This is a genomic window from Providencia sp. PROV197, assembly GCF_028479625.1.
In the GTDB taxonomy this organism is placed as follows: domain Bacteria; phylum Pseudomonadota; class Gammaproteobacteria; order Enterobacterales; family Enterobacteriaceae; genus Providencia; species Providencia vermicola.
Map to the genome: position 1 here is coordinate 1 of NZ_JAMPNZ010000001.1, position 21,281 is coordinate 21,281.

At 39.3% G+C, this 21,281-nt stretch carries 21 protein-coding genes; 6 read left to right on the top strand and 15 right to left on the bottom strand.

What is annotated here, in order from left to right; all coding sequences use genetic code 11:
- The 4 genes from rsxC to PR808_RS00020 all read right to left on the bottom strand — a co-directional run.
- Positions 1-1,674: electron transport complex subunit RsxC (rsxC, locus tag PR808_RS00005; RefSeq protein WP_272538397.1), on the bottom strand; the 1,674-nt coding region annotated here is incomplete at its 3' end.
- Entirely contained in the window at positions 1,667-2,281 is a 615-nt protein-coding gene (gene rsxB, locus PR808_RS00010) for an electron transport complex subunit RsxB (RefSeq protein WP_206086074.1), read from the bottom strand. The genes rsxB and rsxC, both read right to left, overlap by 8 nt.
- Entirely contained in the window at positions 2,281-2,862 is a 582-nt protein-coding gene (gene rsxA, locus PR808_RS00015) for an electron transport complex subunit RsxA (RefSeq protein ID WP_206086073.1), read from the bottom strand. The genes rsxB and rsxA overlap by 1 nt, the downstream gene beginning before the upstream one ends.
- Positions 2,863-2,950: 88 nt before the next feature.
- Complete coding sequence (locus tag PR808_RS00020; RefSeq protein WP_206086072.1) at positions 2,951-3,391, bottom strand: DUF2569 domain-containing protein; 441 nt, start codon at positions 3,389-3,391, stop codon at positions 2,951-2,953.
- Between the two features lie 393 nt (positions 3,392-3,784).
- On the opposite strand from PR808_RS00020, the gene PR808_RS00025 reads away from it, so the two are divergent.
- Positions 3,785-4,759: a bile acid:sodium symporter family protein gene (locus PR808_RS00025; RefSeq protein WP_206086071.1), complete on the top strand. Its 975-nt coding sequence runs from the start codon at positions 3,785-3,787 to the stop codon at positions 4,757-4,759.
- Positions 4,760-4,995: 236 nt separating this feature from the next.
- Here the strand turns inward: PR808_RS00025 and add are convergent, their stop codons facing one another.
- The 3 genes from add to manA form a co-directional block, all read right to left on the bottom strand.
- A complete protein-coding gene (gene add / locus PR808_RS00030; RefSeq protein ID WP_272538398.1) occupies positions 4,996-5,997 on the bottom strand; it encodes an adenosine deaminase in 1,002 nt (333 codons plus the stop codon).
- Positions 5,998-6,193: 196 nt separating this feature from the next.
- On the bottom strand, positions 6,194-7,840 hold the full coding sequence (locus tag PR808_RS00035; RefSeq protein WP_272538399.1) for a YdgA family protein: 1,647 nt from the start codon (positions 7,838-7,840) through the stop codon (positions 6,194-6,196).
- Between the two features lie 110 nt (positions 7,841-7,950).
- A complete protein-coding gene (manA, locus tag PR808_RS00040) occupies positions 7,951-9,126 on the bottom strand; it encodes a mannose-6-phosphate isomerase (protein WP_206086068.1) in 1,176 nt (391 codons plus the stop codon).
- 179 nt (positions 9,127-9,305) lie between these two features.
- Here manA and fumC point away from each other — a divergent pair, with 179 nt between their 5' ends.
- Positions 9,306-10,703, top strand: coding sequence for a class II fumarate hydratase (gene fumC, locus PR808_RS00045; protein ID WP_206086067.1), 1,398 nt, complete (start codon positions 9,306-9,308; stop codon positions 10,701-10,703).
- A 58-nt stretch (positions 10,704-10,761) separates the two neighbouring features.
- Here the strand turns inward: fumC and tus are convergent, their stop codons facing one another.
- From tus to PR808_RS00060, 3 genes are all read right to left on the bottom strand, one after another.
- Positions 10,762-11,670, bottom strand: coding sequence for a DNA replication terminus site-binding protein (tus, locus tag PR808_RS00050; RefSeq protein ID WP_272538400.1), 909 nt, complete (start codon positions 11,668-11,670; stop codon positions 10,762-10,764).
- Between the two features lie 121 nt (positions 11,671-11,791).
- Positions 11,792-12,370: a lytic polysaccharide monooxygenase gene (locus tag PR808_RS00055; RefSeq protein WP_206086065.1), complete on the bottom strand. Its 579-nt coding sequence runs from the start codon at positions 12,368-12,370 to the stop codon at positions 11,792-11,794.
- 82 nt (positions 12,371-12,452) lie between these two features.
- Positions 12,453-13,724: an MFS transporter gene (locus tag PR808_RS00060; protein ID WP_206086064.1), complete on the bottom strand. Its 1,272-nt coding sequence runs from the start codon at positions 13,722-13,724 to the stop codon at positions 12,453-12,455.
- A 115-nt stretch (positions 13,725-13,839) separates the two neighbouring features.
- Between PR808_RS00060 and PR808_RS00065 the strand changes: the two genes are divergently transcribed.
- The 3 genes from PR808_RS00065 to bioD all read left to right on the top strand — a co-directional run bounded on the left by PR808_RS00065 (position 13,840) and on the right by bioD (position 16,868).
- Positions 13,840-14,745 (top strand): LysR family transcriptional regulator, encoded by a 906-nt coding sequence (locus tag PR808_RS00065; protein WP_206086063.1) that lies wholly within the window; start codon positions 13,840-13,842, stop codon positions 14,743-14,745.
- 96 nt (positions 14,746-14,841) lie between these two features.
- Entirely contained in the window at positions 14,842-16,053 is a 1,212-nt protein-coding gene (locus PR808_RS00070) for an ROK family protein (protein ID WP_272538401.1), read from the top strand.
- 140 nt (positions 16,054-16,193) lie between these two features.
- Entirely contained in the window at positions 16,194-16,868 is a 675-nt protein-coding gene (gene bioD / locus PR808_RS00075) for a dethiobiotin synthase (protein ID WP_206086061.1), read from the top strand.
- A gap of 64 nt (positions 16,869-16,932) precedes the next feature.
- On the opposite strand, the gene PR808_RS00080 is transcribed toward bioD, so the two are convergent.
- From PR808_RS00080 to PR808_RS00100, 5 genes are all read right to left on the bottom strand, one after another.
- Positions 16,933-17,166 carry a DUF1161 domain-containing protein gene (locus PR808_RS00080; RefSeq protein WP_206086060.1) on the bottom strand — a complete coding sequence of 78 codons (234 nt, stop codon included), beginning with the start codon at positions 17,164-17,166 and terminating at the stop codon, positions 16,933-16,935.
- Positions 17,167-17,210: 44 nt separating this feature from the next.
- On the bottom strand, positions 17,211-17,585 hold the full coding sequence (locus PR808_RS00085; RefSeq protein ID WP_206086059.1) for a DUF1283 family protein: 375 nt from the start codon (positions 17,583-17,585) through the stop codon (positions 17,211-17,213).
- An 81-nt stretch (positions 17,586-17,666) separates the two neighbouring features.
- The gene (gene ydfG / locus PR808_RS00090; RefSeq protein ID WP_206086058.1) at positions 17,667-18,416 is read right to left on the bottom strand and encodes a bifunctional NADP-dependent 3-hydroxy acid dehydrogenase/3-hydroxypropionate dehydrogenase YdfG; all 750 of its coding nucleotides are present in this window, start codon (positions 18,414-18,416) and stop codon (positions 17,667-17,669) included.
- A gap of 74 nt (positions 18,417-18,490) precedes the next feature.
- Positions 18,491-20,119: a DUF4139 domain-containing protein gene (locus PR808_RS00095; protein ID WP_272538402.1), complete on the bottom strand. Its 1,629-nt coding sequence runs from the start codon at positions 20,117-20,119 to the stop codon at positions 18,491-18,493.
- Between the two features lie 106 nt (positions 20,120-20,225).
- Complete coding sequence (locus tag PR808_RS00100; RefSeq protein ID WP_241016886.1) at positions 20,226-20,633, bottom strand: hypothetical protein; 408 nt, start codon at positions 20,631-20,633, stop codon at positions 20,226-20,228.
- 176 nt (positions 20,634-20,809) lie between these two features.
- Between PR808_RS00100 and PR808_RS00105 the strand changes: the two genes are divergently transcribed.
- Complete coding sequence (locus PR808_RS00105) at positions 20,810-21,217, top strand: ASCH domain-containing protein (protein ID WP_272538403.1); 408 nt, start codon at positions 20,810-20,812, stop codon at positions 21,215-21,217.
- The last annotated feature ends 64 nt before the right edge of the window (positions 21,218-21,281 follow it).

Sequence of the window (21,281 nt, forward strand, 5' to 3'; positions counted from 1 at the left end):
ATCATCAGATCCACTAACAGGAGCATTAGCTTGCACATTAGCCAATTTCTCAGCTTGTTTAGCACGAGCTTGGGCTTTTCGTGCCTCACGTGCCGCAATAACTGCGCTGTTGTCAGGCAATTCGCCAGAAACAATTTTAATCGGCTCTTGGCTTGCAGTTTGTTTTGCCTTCACTCTTGCTAATGCCGCATTTACTACGTCTTTATCAGCACTTTCAACTTGAACAGCCGCTTTCTTATGGCGCTCTTCACGGGCCAGTTTATCGCGCTCCATTCGTTGTTGTTTCGCTTCAAAGCGCAATTTCGCTTCTGCGGCACGGCGCTCTTCTTGTGCGATTTCACGAATTTCTGCTTTTTCTTGGCGGTAATATTGTACTAACGGGATATTGCTTGGACAAACATACGCACAGGCACCGCACTCAATACAATCGAATAAATTGTGCTTTTGCGCTTTTTCGTGCTCGTCACCCTTACTGAACCAGTAAAGTTGCTGCGGTAATAAAGCTGCTGGGCAGGCATCAACGCATAATCCACAACGAATACACGCTTCTTCAAGGGCTTTTGGCCCCATTTCTTCCATTGTAGGAACTAAAAGACAGTTACAAATTTTGACAACAGGAACATTGAGGTCGGGTAGGGTAAAGCCCATCAATGGCCCCCCCATGATCACCATTTGTTCAGGTTCTGGGTTGAATCCAGATTGTTGTAGTAAGTGCCTTACTGGGGTACCTAAACGTGCCCAGAAATTTCCCGGTTGGGAAATCGCTTCACCTGTTACGGTGACAACACGTTCAATTAAAGGTTGTCCATCAATGACTGCACGTTTAATTGCCACAACAGTGCCCACGTTTTGCATCAACACGCCTATTTGGGATGAGCGGGCACCCGATGGTACTTCTTGACCGGTTAAAATTTTAGTTAGTTGTTTGGCCCCACCTGAAGGGTATTTAGTTGGGATCACACGGACGAAAATGTTTGAGTCTTGTTTAGTGATGGCTTTATTCAGAGATTGAATAGCTTCTGGCTTATTATCTTCAATGCCAATTAATACTTGGTCTGGATTTAATAAATGTTGTAAGACGCGGCAGCCTTCAATCACTTCTTGGGCGTGCTCTTGCATTAACCTATCATCAGCGGTGATATAAGGTTCACATTCAGCCGCATTGATAATCAATGTTTTAATCGCATCTTTACCTCCCGCCAATTTAGAGGCAGTAGGGAAGCCCGCTCCACCTAAGCCTGCAATTCCAGCTTGCTCAATTTTGTGCAATAAATCTGGTTTGGCTAATTGATAGTAATCAGGGTTTGGCTCTAATGGGCACCAAGTATCTTTACCATCAGATTGAATACGCACACATAATTCTTTCAAACCCGATGGATGTGCAGTCACCATAGGTTCAATTGCAGTAATCGTTCCAGAGGTTGAAGCATGTACTGGTACGGTACGACCAAGACCACGAGTTAACGGCTGGCCTTTAAGCACAGAATCACCGACTTGAACGATAAGTTCACCTTCAGGGCCTAAATGCTGCTGCAATGGGATAATCAGCTCATTAGGTATGGTTGCAACCCGCATAGGGGTACGGCTGGATTGCAACTTCATTTCAGGTGGGTGAATGCCACCATCAAAATCCCAGATATTATCTTTTTTCAACCATTTAAATAACTTAAGCATGGGAGTTCTCCCTTGATTTCACTTCAGTTTTTTCAATAGGTTCAACAGAAATATTTTTCACTGGAATAGTGTTTAAATCCCATTTCCAATTGGCGGTTGTGGTTTTCACGGGGACAAGTTCAATACAGTCAGTTGGGCAGGGGGCGACGCATAAATCGCATCCAGTACATAAATCTTCAATTACGGTATGCATTGCACGGGTGGCACCGACAATGGCGTCAACAGGGCAAGCTTGGATACATTTCGTGCAACCGATACAGTTTTCTTCATCGATAATGGCAACTTTACGAACAGGGTTCTGCGCTGCTTCATCACCATCAATAGGTTGTGGGTCAACATTCAGCAATTCGGCTATCTTTAGCATGACTTGCTCGCCACCAGGGGCACATTTATTGATCATTTCACCATTGTTAGCGACCGCTTCTGCGTAAGGGCGGCAACCTGGATAGCTACACTGCCCACATTGACTCTGAGGTAAAATAGCTTCCACTTGTTCGACAATTGGGTCAGCTTCGACTTTAAAACGTAACGACGCGTAGCCTAAAATTAGGCCGAAAATCAAACCAAATACGGCTAATATACCGATGGCAATCCATACAGACATCATTAGAATTTCACCAAACCACTAAAGCCCATAAATGCGAGGGACATAAGCCCTGCAGTGATCAGGCCAATGGAAGAGCCACGGAATGGGGCAGGGACATTGGCAACAGCGAGTCGTTCACGGATCGCTGCAAACAGAACCATCACAAGGGAAAAGCCAATAGCGGCTCCAAAACCATATACGGCTGACTGCAGGAACGAATGGGACATATTAATGTTCAACAATGCCACACCTAATACTGCGCAGTTTGTTGTAATTAAAGGCAAGAAAATACCTAATAACCGATAAAGTGTAGGGCTTGTTTTTCTTACAACCATTTCTGTAAATTGTACTACCACAGCGATTGCAAGAATAAAGCTGAGTGTACGTAGATAAAGTAGGTCAAGGGGAACGAGGATCAGTGTATCAATTAGCCATGAAGAAATGGAGGCTAATGTCATGACAAATGTTGTCGCTAATCCCATACCGATGGCAGGTTCAAGTTTCTTTGATACCCCCATAAATGGACATAACCCAAGAAATTTAACAAGGACGAAGTTGTTAACCAGCACCGTACCAATAAAGAGTAATAGATAATCAGTCATGCTATTGCCTGAAATGAAAATATAAAGAACAAAAACTGGCCGAAGCCAGCTAAACAGCCATTATGATATCAAGCAATTTTTGTGATGCTTATCGATCTTGTGTGAAAGTCATTTTAACTCGTTGAGAACGTTTTAAATAAGGGACAAAGAACCCCGCGCCTAACAGGGGCCAAGCAAGGACTTGCAGAGCCGTTTTGTCATCAATGGGTGAAAATGCAAATGTTTTTAGTCCTAATAATAATAAAATAAGTAACCAAATCGTAAAGCGGCGAGGGAAGTGCTTTGAACGAGAAAACATTAATTGAAGCACATGAACACTAAATACTGTCATACCAATCGAGATTGCAAATGACAAATACCACGCAGCAGGAATAAACGTTATCCAACCCTCTACCGTGGAGACAATTTCATACAGCTTGATGCAATACATCACCGTCATACTACAAACTGCCAAGAAAGTGAGTAGCAAGTAGATTGCAGGAACCAAAAGCCAACCCGTCAGGCGGTTAGCGTCATAAACTGAACTCATAAATAATTATCCATTTTTAGCCAATCGCAATCGATTTAACAATTCTATCATAGATTTATTTGCCAACTCATTCCTTCTAATGCTACTTTTCGAGGCTTATTTATATCTACAGCGATGAAAAAGCTTAGGCATAACGACGATTAACCCGTGATCGATTAAGATCTAGCGAGGATCTTCATAATAACTGGCTGTTTTGTACTGTAAACAGGCTTTTTTAGCGAACTTATTAAATAAGCGTTGTTAAACGGTAATATGGAGTGACACTGTCACTTTAATAAATTTCAGGGAAGCTGAGATTTTTTCCATTGAAAAATGAATTATTACGGCTATCTTTTAAGGCTAAAACCGATTTTAAGGCCAATTAAAGCACTGCCTTTTGTTATGGATAAGCAAATGAACTTACTTGCAAAATTAAGAATTGACCCTTTTTTACTGATTATGATTTGTGTTGTGGGCGTGGCAAGCTTATTTCCTTGTGAAGGAGATATTAAAACGGGCTTCCAATACCTAACAACTGCGGCGATTGCCTTATTGTTTTTTATGCATGGAGCTAAGTTATCACGCGAGTCAATAATGGCTGGGATAGGGCACTGGCGATTACATTTACTGGTATTTGCAAGTACATTTATTTTATTCCCCATTATTGGTCTCGGCTTAGCCGTTATTGTGCCTGCATGGATGTCGCCGACGGTTTATATGGGTTTCCTCTATCTATGTGCATTACCAGCAACCGTCCAATCTGCCATTGCATTCACTTCTGTTGCAGGCGGGAATATCGCCGCTGCGATTTGCAGTGCTTCTGCATCTAGCATTTTAGGTGTCTTTCTTTCACCTATCTTAGTTGGCCTTTTGATGGATGCAGATGGTAGCCAAGCCGTTGACACACTCAATGCTATTGGTTCTATTCTTATGCAATTAATGTTGCCTTTCGTTGTGGGGCATTTATCTCGCCCATTAATTGCTAATTGGATTAATCGTCATCGTAAATTAGTGAATATCACTGACCGATCTTCGATATTACTTGTCGTCTATGTTGCATTTAGTGAAGCAGTGGTTGAGGGGATTTGGCAGAAAATTGATGTTTATTCACTATTGATGATTGTTGTTGTGACATGCATTATTTTATTTGTTGTGATAGTGATAAACACGTTAGCGGCTCGTTTACTTGGCTTTAGCAAAGAAGATGAAATCACGATTGTTTTTTGCGGTTCAAAGAAAAGCTTAGCAAATGGCGTTCCAATGGCGAATGTGTTATTTCCCGCAGCCACGGTAGGCGTGATTTTATTGCCACTGATGATTTTCCACCAAGTCCAATTGATGGTGAGTGCGGTATTGGCACAGCGTTATGCAAAACGCTTAGTGAAGTAATCGTTGTATCGAATAGCTTGAATAACATGTTTATTTAAGCTGTTTTTGTTCTTTTCAGTCTCTCTAACTCTAACTTTTAGTTACAACATACTATTTGTTATTATTAAATAAAGTACCTTAGCATTGTAATTAACATGTTAGCAGCTTTACAGGCGTGATTGAAAACAATGTGGGTTTGTCTGGAAGAAGGAACTGAAGGAAAAGGGCATCATTCTGTGCCCTCAATAACTCACTAATTAACGTTTGGCCACTTTTTGGGCTAGCGCGACTTTCTCACTATCCGATAAAAATGCCATTGTTAAGCCGTTACGCTGTGCTTGTTCTATCTCTGTAACGCTCAAACCTGCTTGTGGTGCGGCGACTTCATATTCATGGCGTAGTTCAATGCCTTGAACGGCAGGATCATCAGTATTAATTGATGCTAACACACCCTGTTGCAAAAAGGTTTTGAGTGGGTGCTGAGCCAATGAAGGCACAGTGCTAGTTTGGATATTCGACGTCAAACAGCTTTCCATACCAATTTGATGTTGAGCTAAATATTCAATCAGAGCAGGGTCTTCAATAGCTTTTACACCGTGGCCGATGCGTTGTGCGCCTAATACTTTGATTGCATGCCAAATACTGGCAGCACCAGCGGCTTCTCCTGCATGTACGGTAATGTTTAAACCTGTATCACGAGCTTTAATAAAATGCTCTTCAAATAGCTCACCAGGGAAACCTAACTCATCACCTGCAAGGTCTAAAGCACATAATTGGTTACGATGTGCAAGCAAACCTTGTAATTCAGTGGTACAAGCTTTTTGCCCAAACGTACGGCTCAAGATACCAATCAGATTTATTTTAATATCATATTGGCGACAACCCGCTTTAACACCATCAACAATCGCTTCTACCACACCTTCAACGGGTAATTGGTGCTTCATCGCCATGTAATAAGGTGAAAAGCGTAATTCTGCATAATCGATACCTGCATTGAATGCATCTTCGACATTTTCAAACGCAACACGACGACATGCATCTAAATCAGCAAGAACCGCCACACCCCAATCTAATTTTGTTAAGAAACCCACCAAGTCGGCTTCTTGGCCTATAATTTGCACATGAGGGCGAAGAGCTTCAAGTTCCGTGGCTGGTAATTGAATATTGTGTTCTTTAGCTAAAGAAAGAATGGTTTCTGGACGGATATTACCATCAAGGTGGCGATGTAAATCGGTTAAAGGGAGATTTGTTTTTATCACGGAATGTTCCTTTATCTATTTTCTTCCCTTATTTTGGCTGTTACAACGCCAAAGGCAATCTTAAGTCACGAAAAATGTGAAACGCATTCAATTATTGCATAATAATTGTGATTCAAATCACATTTATTAGGTGAGGTAAAAAAAAACGCCAATCAAATTGACTGGCGCTTTAAATTTTTTAGGTAACAGAAATTAATTAGTTAGCTGGAGCTTCTTGCGGAGCAGGCGCTAATTCTGGTGCTTCCATTTCTGGAGCGGGCTCTGCATCAGGCGCTGGAACAGCTTCGTACTCTAAAGCATCATCTGGATTCGACATAATTTTCATCTTAGTCAGGAATTCAGCTAATGTATACTTATCATTGTTGAATGTGAGGTCATTACCTGCAAACTTGATAGTCATCGTTAAATCATTTTCACTATCAATCATCCAAGGTGATTTTTTCTGTTTTGCTTTTTCAGCACGTTCTTCATCTGTCATGAACATTTCTTCGAATGGGGAAGAGAACATGTCAGACGTTAACATTTGCTGCACGCCTTCGAACTCAGACGTTACCATGCCTTTCATTTCTTTCTTCGTATCAGCATCAACTGGTGTACCTTGGTCAATGATCATGGCTTGCGTCATAGATTCGATTAACATTGGTTTGTTCAGTTTCAGGTTGAAGTCGAAAGATGAAATCAATTGCTTAACAGCTTCATCAACTTTGTTAGACATTGCTAAGGCTGTAATTTCGTCTTGGTTCCATTTGTTAAACGTAATGTTCAAGTCAACAGAGCTTTGACCTGCTTCGTTTTTCCAGTAGAACGGGCTAACAGTGAAAACAGGTTTGCTTTTCATCAGCTCAGGTAATGTAGTAGACATCATTTCCATCGCTAAACGTTCTGTTGCTTCAGTTGGATCGCCATTTGCTAAGCCTTGTGCCAATGCTTCGTTGTATTGCTCAACAAATTTGCCCAATGCTTTTGCATCTAACTTTTCAATTGCAACAGTTAATTCGCCCGAACCTAAGTTTTGCTCTAATGCTTTTAAGTCAGCGATACTGTAAGAGATATTCCCTTTAACATCTTCACCTGTGATAGCTGTATCACTTGAGATTTTGAAATCTTTAAATGAGAATTTGGTATCAGGGATGTTAAAGTCAGTGTCTGCAATAATAAACGATTGTTTACCTGTATAGAAACCGTACTGAGATTTTGTCACATTAGAGACTAATTTTAAGCCTTTTAATGTCATGGATTCAGTTTTATCTTTCTTACCGATAACTAAACTGTCAGTAATTAAAGAAGCGTCAACCGCAGCAAGGTCAGCCGTTGTTGAAATATCAAACTTAGAACCACTGAAAGAAACGGTAGCATCATCTTTAGAGTATTCAACAGGGATTAACTCTAAATTAGTATCAATGCTTTTGCTGTAACCGATAACAGCGTTACCATGAATGAATGGCTTCCCTTTGGTTGCTTCAAATAATTCTTTAGTTGTAGCATTATTGGCTAATTCAACTTGGGTCGCTGCTAATTTAGGCATTAAATTAAATTTGGCAACCTGTGAAATAGGGAATGGGCCATGGTCGATATTTGCTTTAAATACGATTGATTCATCAGGTGTAGTCGAATCTGCTGACGTAATTACGATATCTGCTTGTGAAGAGAAAACGCCTTTTTTGTAGTTTTCTAATTTAAAGTTCACACCTGATTCAGGCACATTTACAGCAAAAAAATCGTTGGTTTTCAGGATGACTCTATCAAGTTCATCTTTAACTTTAGAACCTGTATACCATGATGCACCGGTCCACACTGCGCCCAGAGCAACGATAACACCAACCGCGACTAATGACTTTTTCATTATAAACATCCATCCTTTCAGTACGTTTCTAACGCACTTATAAATTTGTATAAGTTTTATATAACCGTCTTAATGCTGCGTAAGAAAGACGGCTAATACAGAATATGACACTAAAGATTAAACACTCGAGCAAGTTTACCATTACCTTTAATGGAAACATGTTTCTCATACGCAGGCAGAAAAATAGACTCACCAGAATCAATGCTAATTTCTTTATCACCTGAGTTTAAAACTAACTCGCCTTCAATACAGAATAAAATTGAGGCTGTATCGTTAGTTAGGGTAATCCCCGAGTGATTAATAGAATATATATTAAATGAAAAATCTTCTACTGGAATATGATATTTCCAGATATTTCCAGATTTTTCGGGGATATTTAACAAATCATGCGCAGGCGTAGGTTTGAAATCAATATTCGCAATTAACTCAGGTATATCGATATGCTTATTTGTCAAGCCTGCGCGTAGCACATTATCGGAGTTGGCCATCACTTCTAAACCGACACCTTCTAAATAAGCATGTGGTGTTCGCGCATATAAAAACATTGCTTCGCCAGGTTGCAATTCAATGACATTTAAAAGAAGAGGGGTAAATAAGCCATTATCTTCAGGATATAAGCTAACCATTTGTTTTATTGAGTCCCAAGGTTCTCCCTGACGGCTATTTAAGGCCGCCTTTAATACCCCTAGAGCCAACTCTTTTTGTGCGCCAGTTAGATTCAGAAGTTGTGCAAACAATCGAGAAAGCTTCTCTTCAGAAGGAGATTGAACAAATAACTGAATGTCAGGATGAGCTGCAGAAACAAAATCAAGTAAAGCTGCAATTTCATTCAGGGGACGAAACGCATTCATCGCTTTGAAAGGCGTTAATGCATAGATTAATTCGGGTTTATGATTATCGTCTTTGTAATTACGGAGAGGTGAATCGAGTGGTATACCTGCCGCATTCTCTTTGGCAAAGCCAACTTCAGCATATTTCTTATTGGGATGAACTTGAACTGACAGCGGCTGAGCCGCACAAAGTACTTTGAAAAGATAAGGCAATCGGTGATAAGTTTGCGCCACCTTTTTTCCTAAATACAACTCAGGATGACTATCAATCAATGTATTTAACGGAGTAATTTGATTATTTTGGCTATCGATAACGTCGGAGCTAGCTTTAGGATGCGCTCCCATCCAAAGTTCAGCCATTGGCAAATTCTCTGGATTTGCGATTCCATACAGCTGTGTTAGGGCGTTTTTACTTCCCCAATCATAATTTTGGACTTTGTTTATCATTTTAAGCATAGCAAAATTCTCTTTTTTGTAAAAATCAACTCATTTCCTTAACATCAGGGTACAATAAGCTCGACCAAGTCTCATAAATTAAATTCAATTTGTGGCATTATACTGCTCGGTTATTTGCTTACCTGCAAGCAGACGATTCTAAAATTAATTATTCTGTGTATGTACCTAAGGAGATAGTAATGGCAGCCACTCGCATTGAAAAAGACTCAATGGGGCCTATCGAAGTACCTGCTGACCAGTTGTGGGGCGCGCAAACGCAGCGTTCTTTAGAACATTTCCGTATATCTGTAGAAAAAATGCCAGTCGCGCTTATCCACGCACTTGCGATTACTAAAAAAGCGGCAGCAAGTGTGAATATGGATTTGGGACTACTCGTTAAAGAACGTGGCGATGCAATTATTGCCGCTGCTGACGAAGTTTTAGCGGGTAAACACCCAACAGAATTCCCTTTAGCTATTTGGCAAACGGGTTCTGGTACACAAAGTAACATGAACATGAATGAAGTGTTAGCAAATCGTGGTAGTGAAATTTTAGGTGGTCAAAGAGGTAATGACCGTCTGATCCACCCAAACGATGACGTTAACAAAAGCCAAAGTTCAAATGATGTCTTTCCTACCGCGATGCACGTAGCTGCCGTTGTAGCTATTCGTGAACATCTGCTCCCAGAATTGAAAATTTTGCATAAAACTCTAGATGCAAAAGCAAAAGAATTTAAAGACATTGTTAAAATTGGTCGTACCCACTTACAAGATGCAACACCGCTGACTTTAGGCCAAGAAATTTCAGGTTGGGCTGCGATGTTAGCTCACAGCGAAAAACACATTGAGAACGCGGTTCCTCATGTTTGTGAATTAGCATTAGGCGGTACTGCAGTCGGTACAGGTCTGAATACTCACCCAGAGTATGCGGTTCGTGTTGCTAAAAAAATTGCAGAATTAACAGGGCAACCATTCATCACTGCACCGAATAAATTCGAAGCATTAGCAACATGCGATAGCTTGGTTCATGCTCACGGTGCGTTAAAAGGCTTAGCGGCATCATTAATGAAAATCGCTAATGATGTTAGATGGTTAGCTTCTGGCCCTCGTTGTGGTATTGGTGAAATTTCAATTCCAGAAAACGAACCAGGCAGTTCAATCATGCCAGGTAAAGTTAACCCAACACAATGTGAAGCATTAACCATGCTGTGCGCACAAGTCATGGGTAACGATGTTGCTGTGAATATAGGAGGTGCTTCGGGTAACTTTGAATTAAACGTTTTCCGTCCAATGTTAATCGATAACTTCCTGCAATCGGTACGTTTATTAGCTGATGGTATGCGTAGCTTTAACGAACACTGCGCTGTGGGTATCGAGCCAAACCGTGAGCGCATTGAGAAATTACTACATGAATCATTAATGTTAGTAACCGCATTAAATACGCACATTGGTTATGATAAAGCAGCTGAAATTGCGAAAAAAGCGCATAAAGAAGGCCTAACATTAAAAGAGTCTGCATTAAAGCTGAACTATTTAACTGAAGAGCAGTTTAATGATTGGGTTCGTCCAGAGGACATGGTTGGCAGTATGAAATCTTAATCTAAACGTTAAGATTAAATCTTAAGGCACCCGCATGGTTAAACTAGCGGGTGTTTTTTTATCGCTCAATGTAAAGATTTAATCGAGGGATCAATAACTCAACAGGTTTTGCGCGTGGGCGATTACGTAATGCGATATTATCTGCATGGTAGTCAGGCAACTCCCCAATTTTGATTTCAGCCAATGTTTTCTCTACAGCAAAAACGAATAATGGTGTTGCACAGGCAAATTGAGTCTGTTTTTGCTGAGCCTTATCCCAAACGCGTGCAATTGGCTGCACTTTTACAGGGCGCTGGGTTTTTAAAATGGCATCATGGGGAAGGGACTCAATCAATTGTATTTCTGTTTTTAATTGCAATTGCCAATGCTCTCGCGGTAAATGAGCAGGGCAACGGCCATTTTCTAAACTATATTGTAATTTATCGAGCAATGTTTCTTTAGTGATTTTATTGATCACTTTTTTATTTGCCCAACCAAAGCCTAATGTATCTACATCCACTAAGCTTGTGATAGTACGGTAAGTATTTAACGTGAGTAGGCCATGCAAACTTTCTCTAATAAACTCAAATCGTTGAGTCTCATCTATCTGCGTAACAAGGGTTTTAATGGATATCTTCAGCTGATTGATTTCATCTATTAATTGGTTAAACCGCTGATAACCCTGGTTGTCTATTTGAATACAAATGACACCTGGTAGCCGAATAGCGGCTTTGTTACTAATTTCAGTAGATTTATTATGTATAAACAGTAGGTTGAGTAGGGCAATGACTTCTTTTATTGCATTATTACCAGTAATCTCATCAACAATAATTTCGTTGACCTCATTGTTTTCATCACCTTTAATGACATCGGGTAATGTATAAACTTTAGCTATATATTGTTTCTGCTCAGACAATAACCCAGATAACTGTTTTATCTGGCATTCTAATTGGTTAAAAAATTCGATTAATATTTGTTTTTTATTCATATGAATTAGTTACAACATACAGTTTGTTTAAATATAAATTAACATTAGCAACAGTGTTTTTCAATTCCATAGTGTTAACTAGCGTAAAAAGGGGATGACTCCCCTTATTTTAGCACTATTTTCAGTTCGATTTCACAAAATGTATATTTAAATCAATTGCTTGATAAAATGCATTACCTGTGTCATCGATTGTCCATACTGCTAAAATGGTATGGTACCCTTGATGTGATAATGGAAGGACACAGTTATGTTGAACAACTTCCTGTGGTATTTCAACGCGTTCGTATTTGCAAAAAGGTTTTAACTCAAATTGCGCACGAGATAGCGGTGCATTTGGATTCCAATTTAATTTGGTGATGAAGTATTCCCATTTCGTGGTTTTATGTATCGCTGTTAACCGCCATCTGAAATCAATTTCAGGGGAGGATTGTGTCAAGCGTTTCCAACGAAGAGGAGTTTGTTCATCAAGCTGTTTAAACTGGGGTAGTCCTGCACTCGCAATTTGACCATCAAGCGGGCCTTTTTCTGGAAACCCCTTCGGTCCTTCAACTGATTGGGGTTCATATTGAACAGGGCCACAATTTTTGTTTTCTTGTTTTTTACACAAATAAGCTCGACTTTCAGGAGACTCGACATATCCATGGGACCAAACTAGAAAACTACAACAGAAAAGAACTGGGGCAAACAACAACGGTTTCATCTCATTTCCTCGTTATTAAAAGAGCGTGTATCATCCAGTAATAACGAGGGGGAGAAAATTTTAACCTTTATCAGTGTCTAAGCTAATGGTCATAACAGCCTGATTTCAATCGGCATGCAATCATAACACCAACCAATAATATTCCTGCGATGAATAAAGCAACGCCGTTCCAACCATAATTAGCCCAGAATAGCCCACCAACTGTACCCGCAATACTTGAGCCTGCATAATAGCTGAATAAATACAGTGAAGATGCTTGCCCTCGAGCCCGTTTAGCTCGACGTCCAACCCAGCTGCTAGCAACAGAGTGTGCCGCGAAAAAACCAGTTGTTAATAAGGTCATTCCCAATAAAACAATCCAGACATTTGAATGTAATGTAATTAAAATACCTAATAACATCAATGAAATAGCAGCAATCAATATGTTACCTAATCCATATTTCTGGGTGAGACTGCCTGTTTTTGTCGCACTGTATGTACCTGTTAAGTAGATAACAGATAAAAAACCAACGGTAGATTGTGATAAGTTATAAGGTGCTTCTAATAAGCGGTAACCAATATAATTATACATGGTGACGAACCCGCCCATGAGAACAAAACCCTCAACAAATAACCAAGGTAAGCCTTTATCCCTAAAATGAAGATGTAAATTGACCCATAAATTTTTCGGTTTTAACGAGCTGGCACGAAAGTGTTGGGAAGGGGGTAATAAACGCCAGAAACTTATCGCAGCAATCAAAGCCAAGGTCCCTAAAATCACGACAGCGACACGCCATGAAAAATAATCAGCAACAACCCCTGTCATTAATCGTCCACTCATTCCACCAATGGAATTCCCGCTGATATAAAGTCCCATAGAAAGAGCCACATAACTTGGGTGTATCTCTTCACTTAAATAAGTCATGGCTACAGCGGCAACGCCACTAAGGGATAAGCCAACTAAGGCTCTAGCAATCAAAATACCTTGCCAGCTTTGCATCACTGAACTTAATAACGTAAATAATGCCGCACATGTCAACGCTATCACCATCACGTTTTTACGACCAATCGCATCTGATATTGGCCCTGTGATTAACAAACCTAAAGCCATTAAGCCTGTGCTTAATGAAAGGGCTAGGCTGGCTGTTGCAGGAGATACGTTAAAATCTGTGGATAATAAAGGCAGGATAGGCTGCACAAAATACAGCAGCGCAAATGTTGCAAAACCAACTGTAAAAAAGGAGAGGGTGACACGTAGGTATAAAGCGTCATCTCTTTGAATATAATGTTTTTTAGGTGCGACATGTACCGCGGAGTCAGTTTCTTCCCTTTCAGCAGGTTGCTCAGTAGTCAGGCTATTGGATGAGTGTTCCATGTGTATTCCTTGTCATACTAACTCATTTGATTTTGATCAAAGAATAGAAATTCCTAAGTTTTTTGTCTAATATATTAATTATCTAAAATGATACTTTAAAGATATCAATATACTTATGAACATTGAACTGAGGCATTTACGCTATTTTATTGCGGTAGCAGAAGAGCTCCATTTTGGGCGAGCCGCTGAGCGCCTACATATATCACAACCTCCATTAAGCCAACAAATACAATCACTTGAAGAACAAATTCATGCTAAATTATTGGAGCGAAATAATCGAAATGTCGCTCTAACACCGGCAGGAACCATGTTTTTAAAAGAGGCTTATCAAATACTTGCTCAAGTTAATGCGGCTGCAACTAAAGCAGCTCGAATGGAAAAAGGTGAGCTCGGTGAATTATCTATTGGTTTTACTTCCACAACACCCTTTATGCATAAAGTCACAATGAGCTTAAGGCAATACCGTGAAACTTACCCTGAAGTCTCTATTCACATGCACCAAATGAATACAAAACAACAAATTGCTCCTTTAGTAACTGGGCGCATTGACATGGGGATTATGCGAAATACTATTTTGCCTGAGCAACTTGACTATCAATTGCTGTTTAAAGAATCATTTATGGTTGCCGTTTATGAAGGGCACCCATTGTTAGAATTCGAAGAGCAAGGCGTCGATATTCAATTGTTGGCTAATTACCCTCTAATTTTTTTTGAACGTGAAGTAGGAACGGCGTTACATGATGAGATCAGTCAGTTATTAACCTCCGCAGGGATCGTCCCTAAAATCTCACAAGAAGCTGGGGAAGCCATGACAATACTTGGGTTAGTTTCCGCAGGAATGGGAATATCTATTATTACTGAATCATTCACACGCATGAAAATTGATGGTGTAAGATATGTAAAATTAATTAATATTGAGGCATCATCTGAAGTATGGTTAGTTTACAATACCCGTAGAACCTTACCTGCAGTCGCTAAAAAATTGACTCAAATTTTGATTTCCAATATTGTCGGCAAATAAACGTGACCGAAATCACACTTGGTATGTATGCAGAATCATTCATATACAGAATAAGGCATAATAACTAATTGCTTTATAAAGGATTTGACAATCGCTATGCTGAACCAAACGGGTCATATTGACCAAATAAAACAATTAAACACAGGTATTGTGTATCGAATAATTGATCAACATGGTCCAATATCGCGTATTGCCTTATCTAAGCAAGCTTCATTAGCCCCTGCAAGTATCACTAAAATTACCCGTGAGCTAATGGATGCCCACCTTATTAAAGAGCTAGAATTTCCAGTATTGGGTTTGCGAGGTCGCCCCGCAATTGGTCTGGTCATTGAAAGTGAAGGGTGGCAGTTTCTTTCGATGGTTATTGAGCCACGTAAAATCACGGTTTCTTTGAAGGAAATTAATGGGGTGACGCTAGCGCAAAACACATACCCATTTGATGTGTGTAGTAATGATGCTTTTATTCATGAATTGCTTGAGTTAATCAGCCAGTTTTTTGCTGATCATCAAATGTTAATTGAGCGGCTTACTGCGATCAGCATCCTTGCAGAAGGTATCATAGATCCTTACCAAGGGATTGTTTTCCAACTTACGGGTTTCAATATTAATTCTTTACCAATAGCACAATATCTGACTAAACAGACAGGTTTACCTGTTTATTTACACTCAACCGTTGATGCACTGGCATTAATGGATCATTTTTCGCTTTCAGCAAAACGACAAGCCACAAATATTATTTACCTTCAAATACAGGATGTGGTGAATGCCACTGTACTAAACCGTGGCGTGACATTAGATGCCAATACACAAAAACCGCTTCTATTCGGTCATAGTCAGTTAGGTGAATCGAATCAAGTTGCCTGTTATTGTGGTGGTGAGGGTTGCTTGGAAACGCATATTTCCATTCCAGTGGTATTACAAAAAGCCAGTAATTTATCTTGTCATTACCCTGATAGCGTCTTATTCCAAAATGAAATATCAATCGATAAAATTTGCGCTGGCGCAATATTAGGCGATCCCCTTTGTGTTTATCTAATAGAAATGGTAGCAAAACAATTGGCCAAACCATTATCGTTAATGGTAAGCCTATTTGGTACTGAACTTATTCTTATTAACTCCCCCTTAAATATAGCATCAGAGAGATTATTTGAGCGGTTGCATCATTATATACATCAATACGCATCTCCTCTGTATAGTTCTCATTTATTAATAGAAAAATCTAATTTTTCAGTAAAAGAAAGTGAATCCACATTAATTCAGCGCGCTTTATATGATGGTTCACTGCTACTACAATTGCTACAAGGCTAAAACAATTAGATAAACTTTTGACTATCGACCACAAAATTGAGCTAACGCAAACTTATCACTTTCCCATTCCCATAAACTGAATCCATATCATTTTTACAGCTTATTGCTGATAGTCTGTCACTTCAGGATAGAAAAAGACCATGATCAATCTATTTATTACCGGGACAGATACAGATGTCGGGAAGACAGTATCGACACTTGCTATTTTGCAAGCACTCAATGGACAAGGAATTAAAGCCGTAGGATACAAACCTATTGCAGATCAATGCATTGATACCCCTGAAGGAGTCAGGAATAAAGATGCATTATTGATTCACAGTGTGTCTAAAGACCTCGTTTCTTATGATGAAGTTAATCCAGTTCGCATCACTGACAACTACAGCCATGAGAACAGTATTGATTTTAGTAAAATCAAACAAGGTTTAGAGCATTTACATGAACAATGCGACATGGTCGTTATTGAAGGAAATGGCGGTTGGCGCTATTTACTTGATGATAATACTTTTTATGCCGATTGGCTCAAAGGACAATCTGTCGGAGTCATCTTAGTGGTGGGTATTCAGCACGGTTGTGTCAATCATGCCTTGTTAACAGCGGATGCAATTAGGGCCGATGGTTTACCGCTAATTGGCTGGATGGCAAACCGAATTAATCCAGGTCTTGCTCATTACGCACAAATTATTGACCGTCTACAGCACCACATTAAAGCGCCACTAATTGGTGAAATTCCGTATTTATTACGGCCAGAAGAGCGGGATTTAGGACGCTATTTGCATATCGAAAAATTGCAGGAATTTATTACTGTACCAGCGTAATTATTTGAAAATAAACAAATAAAAAGGGCGATTTATTCGCCCTTTTTGTGTTATTTATCCATGCCTAATGGCGAGTATAAATAATTTTATATGAATCATTTTGGCAGTGACCGACAACTTGGCCTTTTGATGGGTCAACTTCATCATTAGGAACTGCAACTAAACTAAAACTATCGGCAGGTACGCCATTATTGATAATTTTCTGTTTAATTTCTTCTATCACACTTTCACATGAAGCTTGAGCAAAAGCAGGGGCCAACATCACTAAAAATAATGGAACTAACAATTTCTTTCGCATCGATCCTCCTTGGTAAATGACTCCATAACGAACAAGTTAACAACTTACGGGTTAATTGGACGACCAGTACCAACATCTAAACAGCGCTTTGTACTAGGCTCCCAATAGGCATTCAGATTCAAGCTTTTTTCACACTTATCTTTTGCATCAAATGCGGCGTCAATCTTATCGAACTCTTTTTCAGTACGCGTATTCACTTTATTGCGTAACATTCGAGTGTTATCCCATTGTTCTTTTTCTTGGCGAGCTTGTTCTTTATTTAAAGTATCATCACCTTTACCAACAGAAACACAAGTACTGCCTGCAGTGCATGACGTTGTTGTATTTCCCTGAGCAGCGGGTGCAACTGTTGTCCAAAGTAATGGTAAACAGACACACATAGCTGCTACGCTTTTCTTCAAAATATTCTGAGTACTCATGTAAATTCCTTACTAAACAGGGCCAATATCTTGAGTATAGCCAAAGATAAACCATTTCGTCTGTAGAGAATAGTACGAAAATTAAAGTTGTTTATGAACGGTTAAACCAGCGAATGTTTGGCAAACAGGCATTAATTCCAGAGTATTCACGTTCATATGCGCAGGCAGCGTTGCAACCCAAAATACCGTTTCAGCGATATCTTCAGGCGTTAATGCTTCAGCACCTTTATAGGTGTTTGCAACTTTATCATCATCACCTTTAAAACGTACGTTAGAAAACTCAGTTCCACCGACTAAACCTGGCTCAATATCCGTCACCCGAATTTTTTTACCTTGTAAATCAGCACGTAAACCTAATGAAAATTGTTTAACAAATGCCTTAGTGGCGCCATACACATTACCACCTTTGTAAGGCCAACTTGCTGCGGTTGAACCAATATTAATAATATGACCATGATCTTTTGCCACCATGCCTTGTAGGACTTCATAGGTCATATTGACCAAACCTTTGGTATTGGTATCAATCATTACTGCCCAATCGTCTGGGTTTGCATTAAACGCAGGTTCCAAACCAAGTGCTAAACCTGCATTATTGACAAGAACATCAATATTTTTCAAGGAGGTAGGTAAATTAGCGACGGCAGTTTGAATCGCTTTTCTATCTTGAACATCTAATGTTAGAGGATGAAAACTATTGCCTAATTCACGTTGTAACGCTTCTAAACGTTCAGTTCGACGCCCTGTACCAATAACGGTATGACCTTGCTGAATGAATCTACGCGCGATAGATTCGCCAAATCCAGATGATGCACCAGTCACTAATATAATCATGAAAACCTCTAAGCTATTATAGTTGTCTTGCGTAAATTTATTCTAACGCCTTCGAAAGGGAACTACAAAAGTTACTATTCAAGACCAACGATATGCTTATCTTTTGGGTAGCTCAACGTATAATTAAATGGAATTTCAATCTGTTGGTTAGCTTCTAAAGTGACATCCCAAGTTAATTCTCCTGTTGTTTTATTGACAACAGCCTGTTTATTATCAATTTCAGAGACTTTAATTTCGCTATCTTGACTAATCGGTAATTGGTCAACAATTGTTAAATTAATTGGCTTAGTATGCATATTTTTGGCTTTAATTAAATATCCTTCCTTCTGTTCAATAGTTGAACCAATAAAACTTGGTTTTTTCTTCATTTTTTCGTTATTTTCACGAGAAATCTGAATGTTTTTATCAATGCCAAAAGGAATAAAGAGAGTATCATTCAACTGAGTGGTATCAATTTGGAAATTACCAATATACGTATTGCCATAGTAAATATTGGCGTTACCATTCAGTAAATTCAGCGCCTGCCAATTATCGATATCGGCTTGTAAGAAGACATCTTCCGCCAATTTCGGTGTCGTCGTGTATTGGTATTTCCCTATAATATCTGTTTGTTTGATGGTTAACGAGTTGGGTTTTGTGCTGCTTTTTAGGCTATAAGGTAATGAAATATCGTAATTTAAATTGATGCCATTGTTTGATGCAGTGACAAAATCGGCAATACCTGAGCTATCACGCTTTTTTTTTGCACGCATACTGGCGTCCGTCATTGCGACGGGAGCAGGGGCCTGTTGCATTAAGGCTTGGGATTCGTACTGTATACTGTCATCATAAACCGATAAGCGCCAAGGTTGCAGGTTAAATGGCGTAATATTTTTAGACGGATTCACAGAGGATAACGTTAAATTGACATCTCGCCAATCAATCCCTGTGTTTTGCACAACATTGGCTTTGTAGGTAAGAACGATAGGGGATTCAACATCTTCACTACGAAAATCATAACTTGGGGACCAGGCGGCATCAGGGGTAAGGTAAGAAAGTTGCATTTGTGCTGTGGTTGCGTTTTTCGCATCAATGACCATCACCACTTGAGTTTGCTGCCCGACAACCGCAGGCAAGTTTTCATCAATTTGAGCTTGTAGCAACATGTTTTTTTCTTCAAGCTCACCCACTGACGTTTGGTTCTGCTGCTGTTCTTGCAATATTTGCGTCATCTGTTGACGAATAAAATTCAATTTTTGTGATGATTGCTCAATTGTCTGGCTATTGCTTTCACCAAAAAAACGTTGATCTTTCAACAACGATAATTGTTCTTCTCCCACTTTAATTGCAATATTTAAGCGTTCAATTTGTTGATTATTTTGTTTTTGTTGTTCTTGAAGCGTAATTATTTCAGGTGAATAAATAGGGGGAACAGCGACCTTTTGGACATTGATTGAACGAATAATAACATCATTATTTTTCAAACTAACGGACAGGGTTCGTGGGTCTATATTTGCTGCAATATTGGTCAATATAACATCATTTTGGCCCGGCTTAAGTGACAGTGTCACATCATTATCCAACTCAGCCCCACGTAAAAATATTGTCGCATGATTCAATTTAACATTTTGATTTAAAGTACTTTCTGCTTCCGCTAGAGCATGGCCTGCAGCAAGAAGTGATGTTAAAAGTAGGCCACTTACAATACGAATGGAAACCGTCATAGTGAAACTCCAAGAATATATAATGAGCAAAAAATTGATAAATCGGCGATTCACTCATCATATTTTATCCGTTTGTCACTTGATAACAGATAAAGCCTAAAATATTTTATTTGTACTTTTTCATTTGGTAGATAAAGTATCCAGTCGCTAAAGGGATGATAAATGGAATAATCGCAATTAAATACAAAGCGCCGAAGCCTCTAGCGCCCCCCCCATTAATTATCTCTTCAAATGTATGCTCTGAAAAATAGTGAAGAAGAACATCATCACTGCATTTTTTAGCAAAAGGAAATAAAGGCAGGCAAATACAAGCATAGATTATCCATAACAGGTGTGCTGTCGCATTTTCACTTAACGAATAAATAGCCATTCCAAAGATCATAAATCCAAAGCACGATTTACCCCAAAAATCCCAACTTTTGATAAATAGACGAATAGGGTGTTTATTTTTTCGCTCCAAGGCCTTACGTTTCTCGATTTTTTCTTTTGTGTAATGCCGTCCATTTTTACTCATAAAATTTCCTTGTAAAACAAAAAGAAGTAAAGCTATATTAATCTATCATTAATGGCTCAACGGTTAAAAATGAAAATATTTAACCACGCTAATTTTGATGGCACAACCGTTCGTTTGCATTGGACTAATCAACCTTATAAAGGACACATCAATTTAACAGGAAAAACATCTCATTAATGAAAACCATATCTGTAGTCTCTCCAGCAGGTAAAAATATTGCGTTAGGAAAAAAAACGTTAGAAATAAGAAAATGGGCACCAAGCATCGGTTGTAATGAAGACTTACTGATTGTTGAAAATCACAATTATCTTTTAAAAGATGGCAATGAAGAAATGGGGAAAGCTGTCGCAATTGTTAAAGTGAAAAACGTGAGGCCATTCGTTGAAAGTGATATTGATGCAGCCTGCGCATCCTACTATGAAGCAGGTTGGCTAGCTTGGGAGCTAACAGACATCCGAGCGATTGAAACGCCAATAAAAATGATAGCAAAACGTAAGATTTATGAAGTTGAGTTGAAATTCAATTTTTACGATTTACGGGGAATTAACCAGCCAGAACGCTGGACTCCTTCATTTCGCACTTAGGTTCGCATAATGCATATTATGTTAAATAAGCTATAAGGGTTCATTAGTTCACGATCCTTCTCTC

What these genes read in the sequence shown, in the direction of transcription:
- bioD (WP_206086061.1), top strand. Translation starts at nt 16,194, where the DNA reads ATGATCAATCTATTTATTACCGGGACAGATACAGATGTCGGGAAGACA.
- PR808_RS00085 (WP_206086059.1), bottom strand. Translation starts at nt 17,585, where the DNA reads ATGAGTACTCAGAATATTTTGAAGAAAAGCGTAGCAGCTATGTGTGTC.
- PR808_RS00065 (WP_206086063.1), top strand. Translation starts at nt 13,840, where the DNA reads ATGAACATTGAACTGAGGCATTTACGCTATTTTATTGCGGTAGCAGAA.
- PR808_RS00095 (WP_272538402.1), bottom strand. Translation starts at nt 20,119, where the DNA reads ATGACGGTTTCCATTCGTATTGTAAGTGGCCTACTTTTAACATCACTT.
- PR808_RS00060 (WP_206086064.1), bottom strand. Translation starts at nt 13,724, where the DNA reads ATGGAACACTCATCCAATAGCCTGACTACTGAGCAACCTGCTGAAAGG.
- rsxB (WP_206086074.1), bottom strand. Translation starts at nt 2,281, where the DNA reads ATGATGTCTGTATGGATTGCCATCGGTATATTAGCCGTATTTGGTTTG.
- PR808_RS00025 (WP_206086071.1), top strand. Translation starts at nt 3,785, where the DNA reads ATGAACTTACTTGCAAAATTAAGAATTGACCCTTTTTTACTGATTATG.
- PR808_RS00100 (WP_241016886.1), bottom strand. Translation starts at nt 20,633, where the DNA reads ATGAGTAAAAATGGACGGCATTACACAAAAGAAAAAATCGAGAAACGT.
- ydfG (WP_206086058.1), bottom strand. Translation starts at nt 18,416, where the DNA reads ATGATTATATTAGTGACTGGTGCATCATCTGGATTTGGCGAATCTATC.
- PR808_RS00020 (WP_206086072.1), bottom strand. Translation starts at nt 3,391, where the DNA reads ATGAGTTCAGTTTATGACGCTAACCGCCTGACGGGTTGGCTTTTGGTT.
- fumC (WP_206086067.1), top strand. Translation starts at nt 9,306, where the DNA reads ATGGCAGCCACTCGCATTGAAAAAGACTCAATGGGGCCTATCGAAGTA.
- PR808_RS00035 (WP_272538399.1), bottom strand. Translation starts at nt 7,840, where the DNA reads ATGAAAAAGTCATTAGTCGCGGTTGGTGTTATCGTTGCTCTGGGCGCA.
- PR808_RS00105 (WP_272538403.1), top strand. Translation starts at nt 20,810, where the DNA reads ATGAAAACCATATCTGTAGTCTCTCCAGCAGGTAAAAATATTGCGTTA.
- tus (WP_272538400.1), bottom strand. Translation starts at nt 11,670, where the DNA reads ATGAATAAAAAACAAATATTAATCGAATTTTTTAACCAATTAGAATGC.
- manA (WP_206086068.1), bottom strand. Translation starts at nt 9,126, where the DNA reads ATGCTTAAAATGATAAACAAAGTCCAAAATTATGATTGGGGAAGTAAA.
- PR808_RS00070 (WP_272538401.1), top strand. Translation starts at nt 14,842, where the DNA reads ATGCTGAACCAAACGGGTCATATTGACCAAATAAAACAATTAAACACA.
- PR808_RS00055 (WP_206086065.1), bottom strand. Translation starts at nt 12,370, where the DNA reads ATGAAACCGTTGTTGTTTGCCCCAGTTCTTTTCTGTTGTAGTTTTCTA.
- PR808_RS00080 (WP_206086060.1), bottom strand. Translation starts at nt 17,166, where the DNA reads ATGCGAAAGAAATTGTTAGTTCCATTATTTTTAGTGATGTTGGCCCCT.
- rsxA (WP_206086073.1), bottom strand. Translation starts at nt 2,862, where the DNA reads ATGACTGATTATCTATTACTCTTTATTGGTACGGTGCTGGTTAACAAC.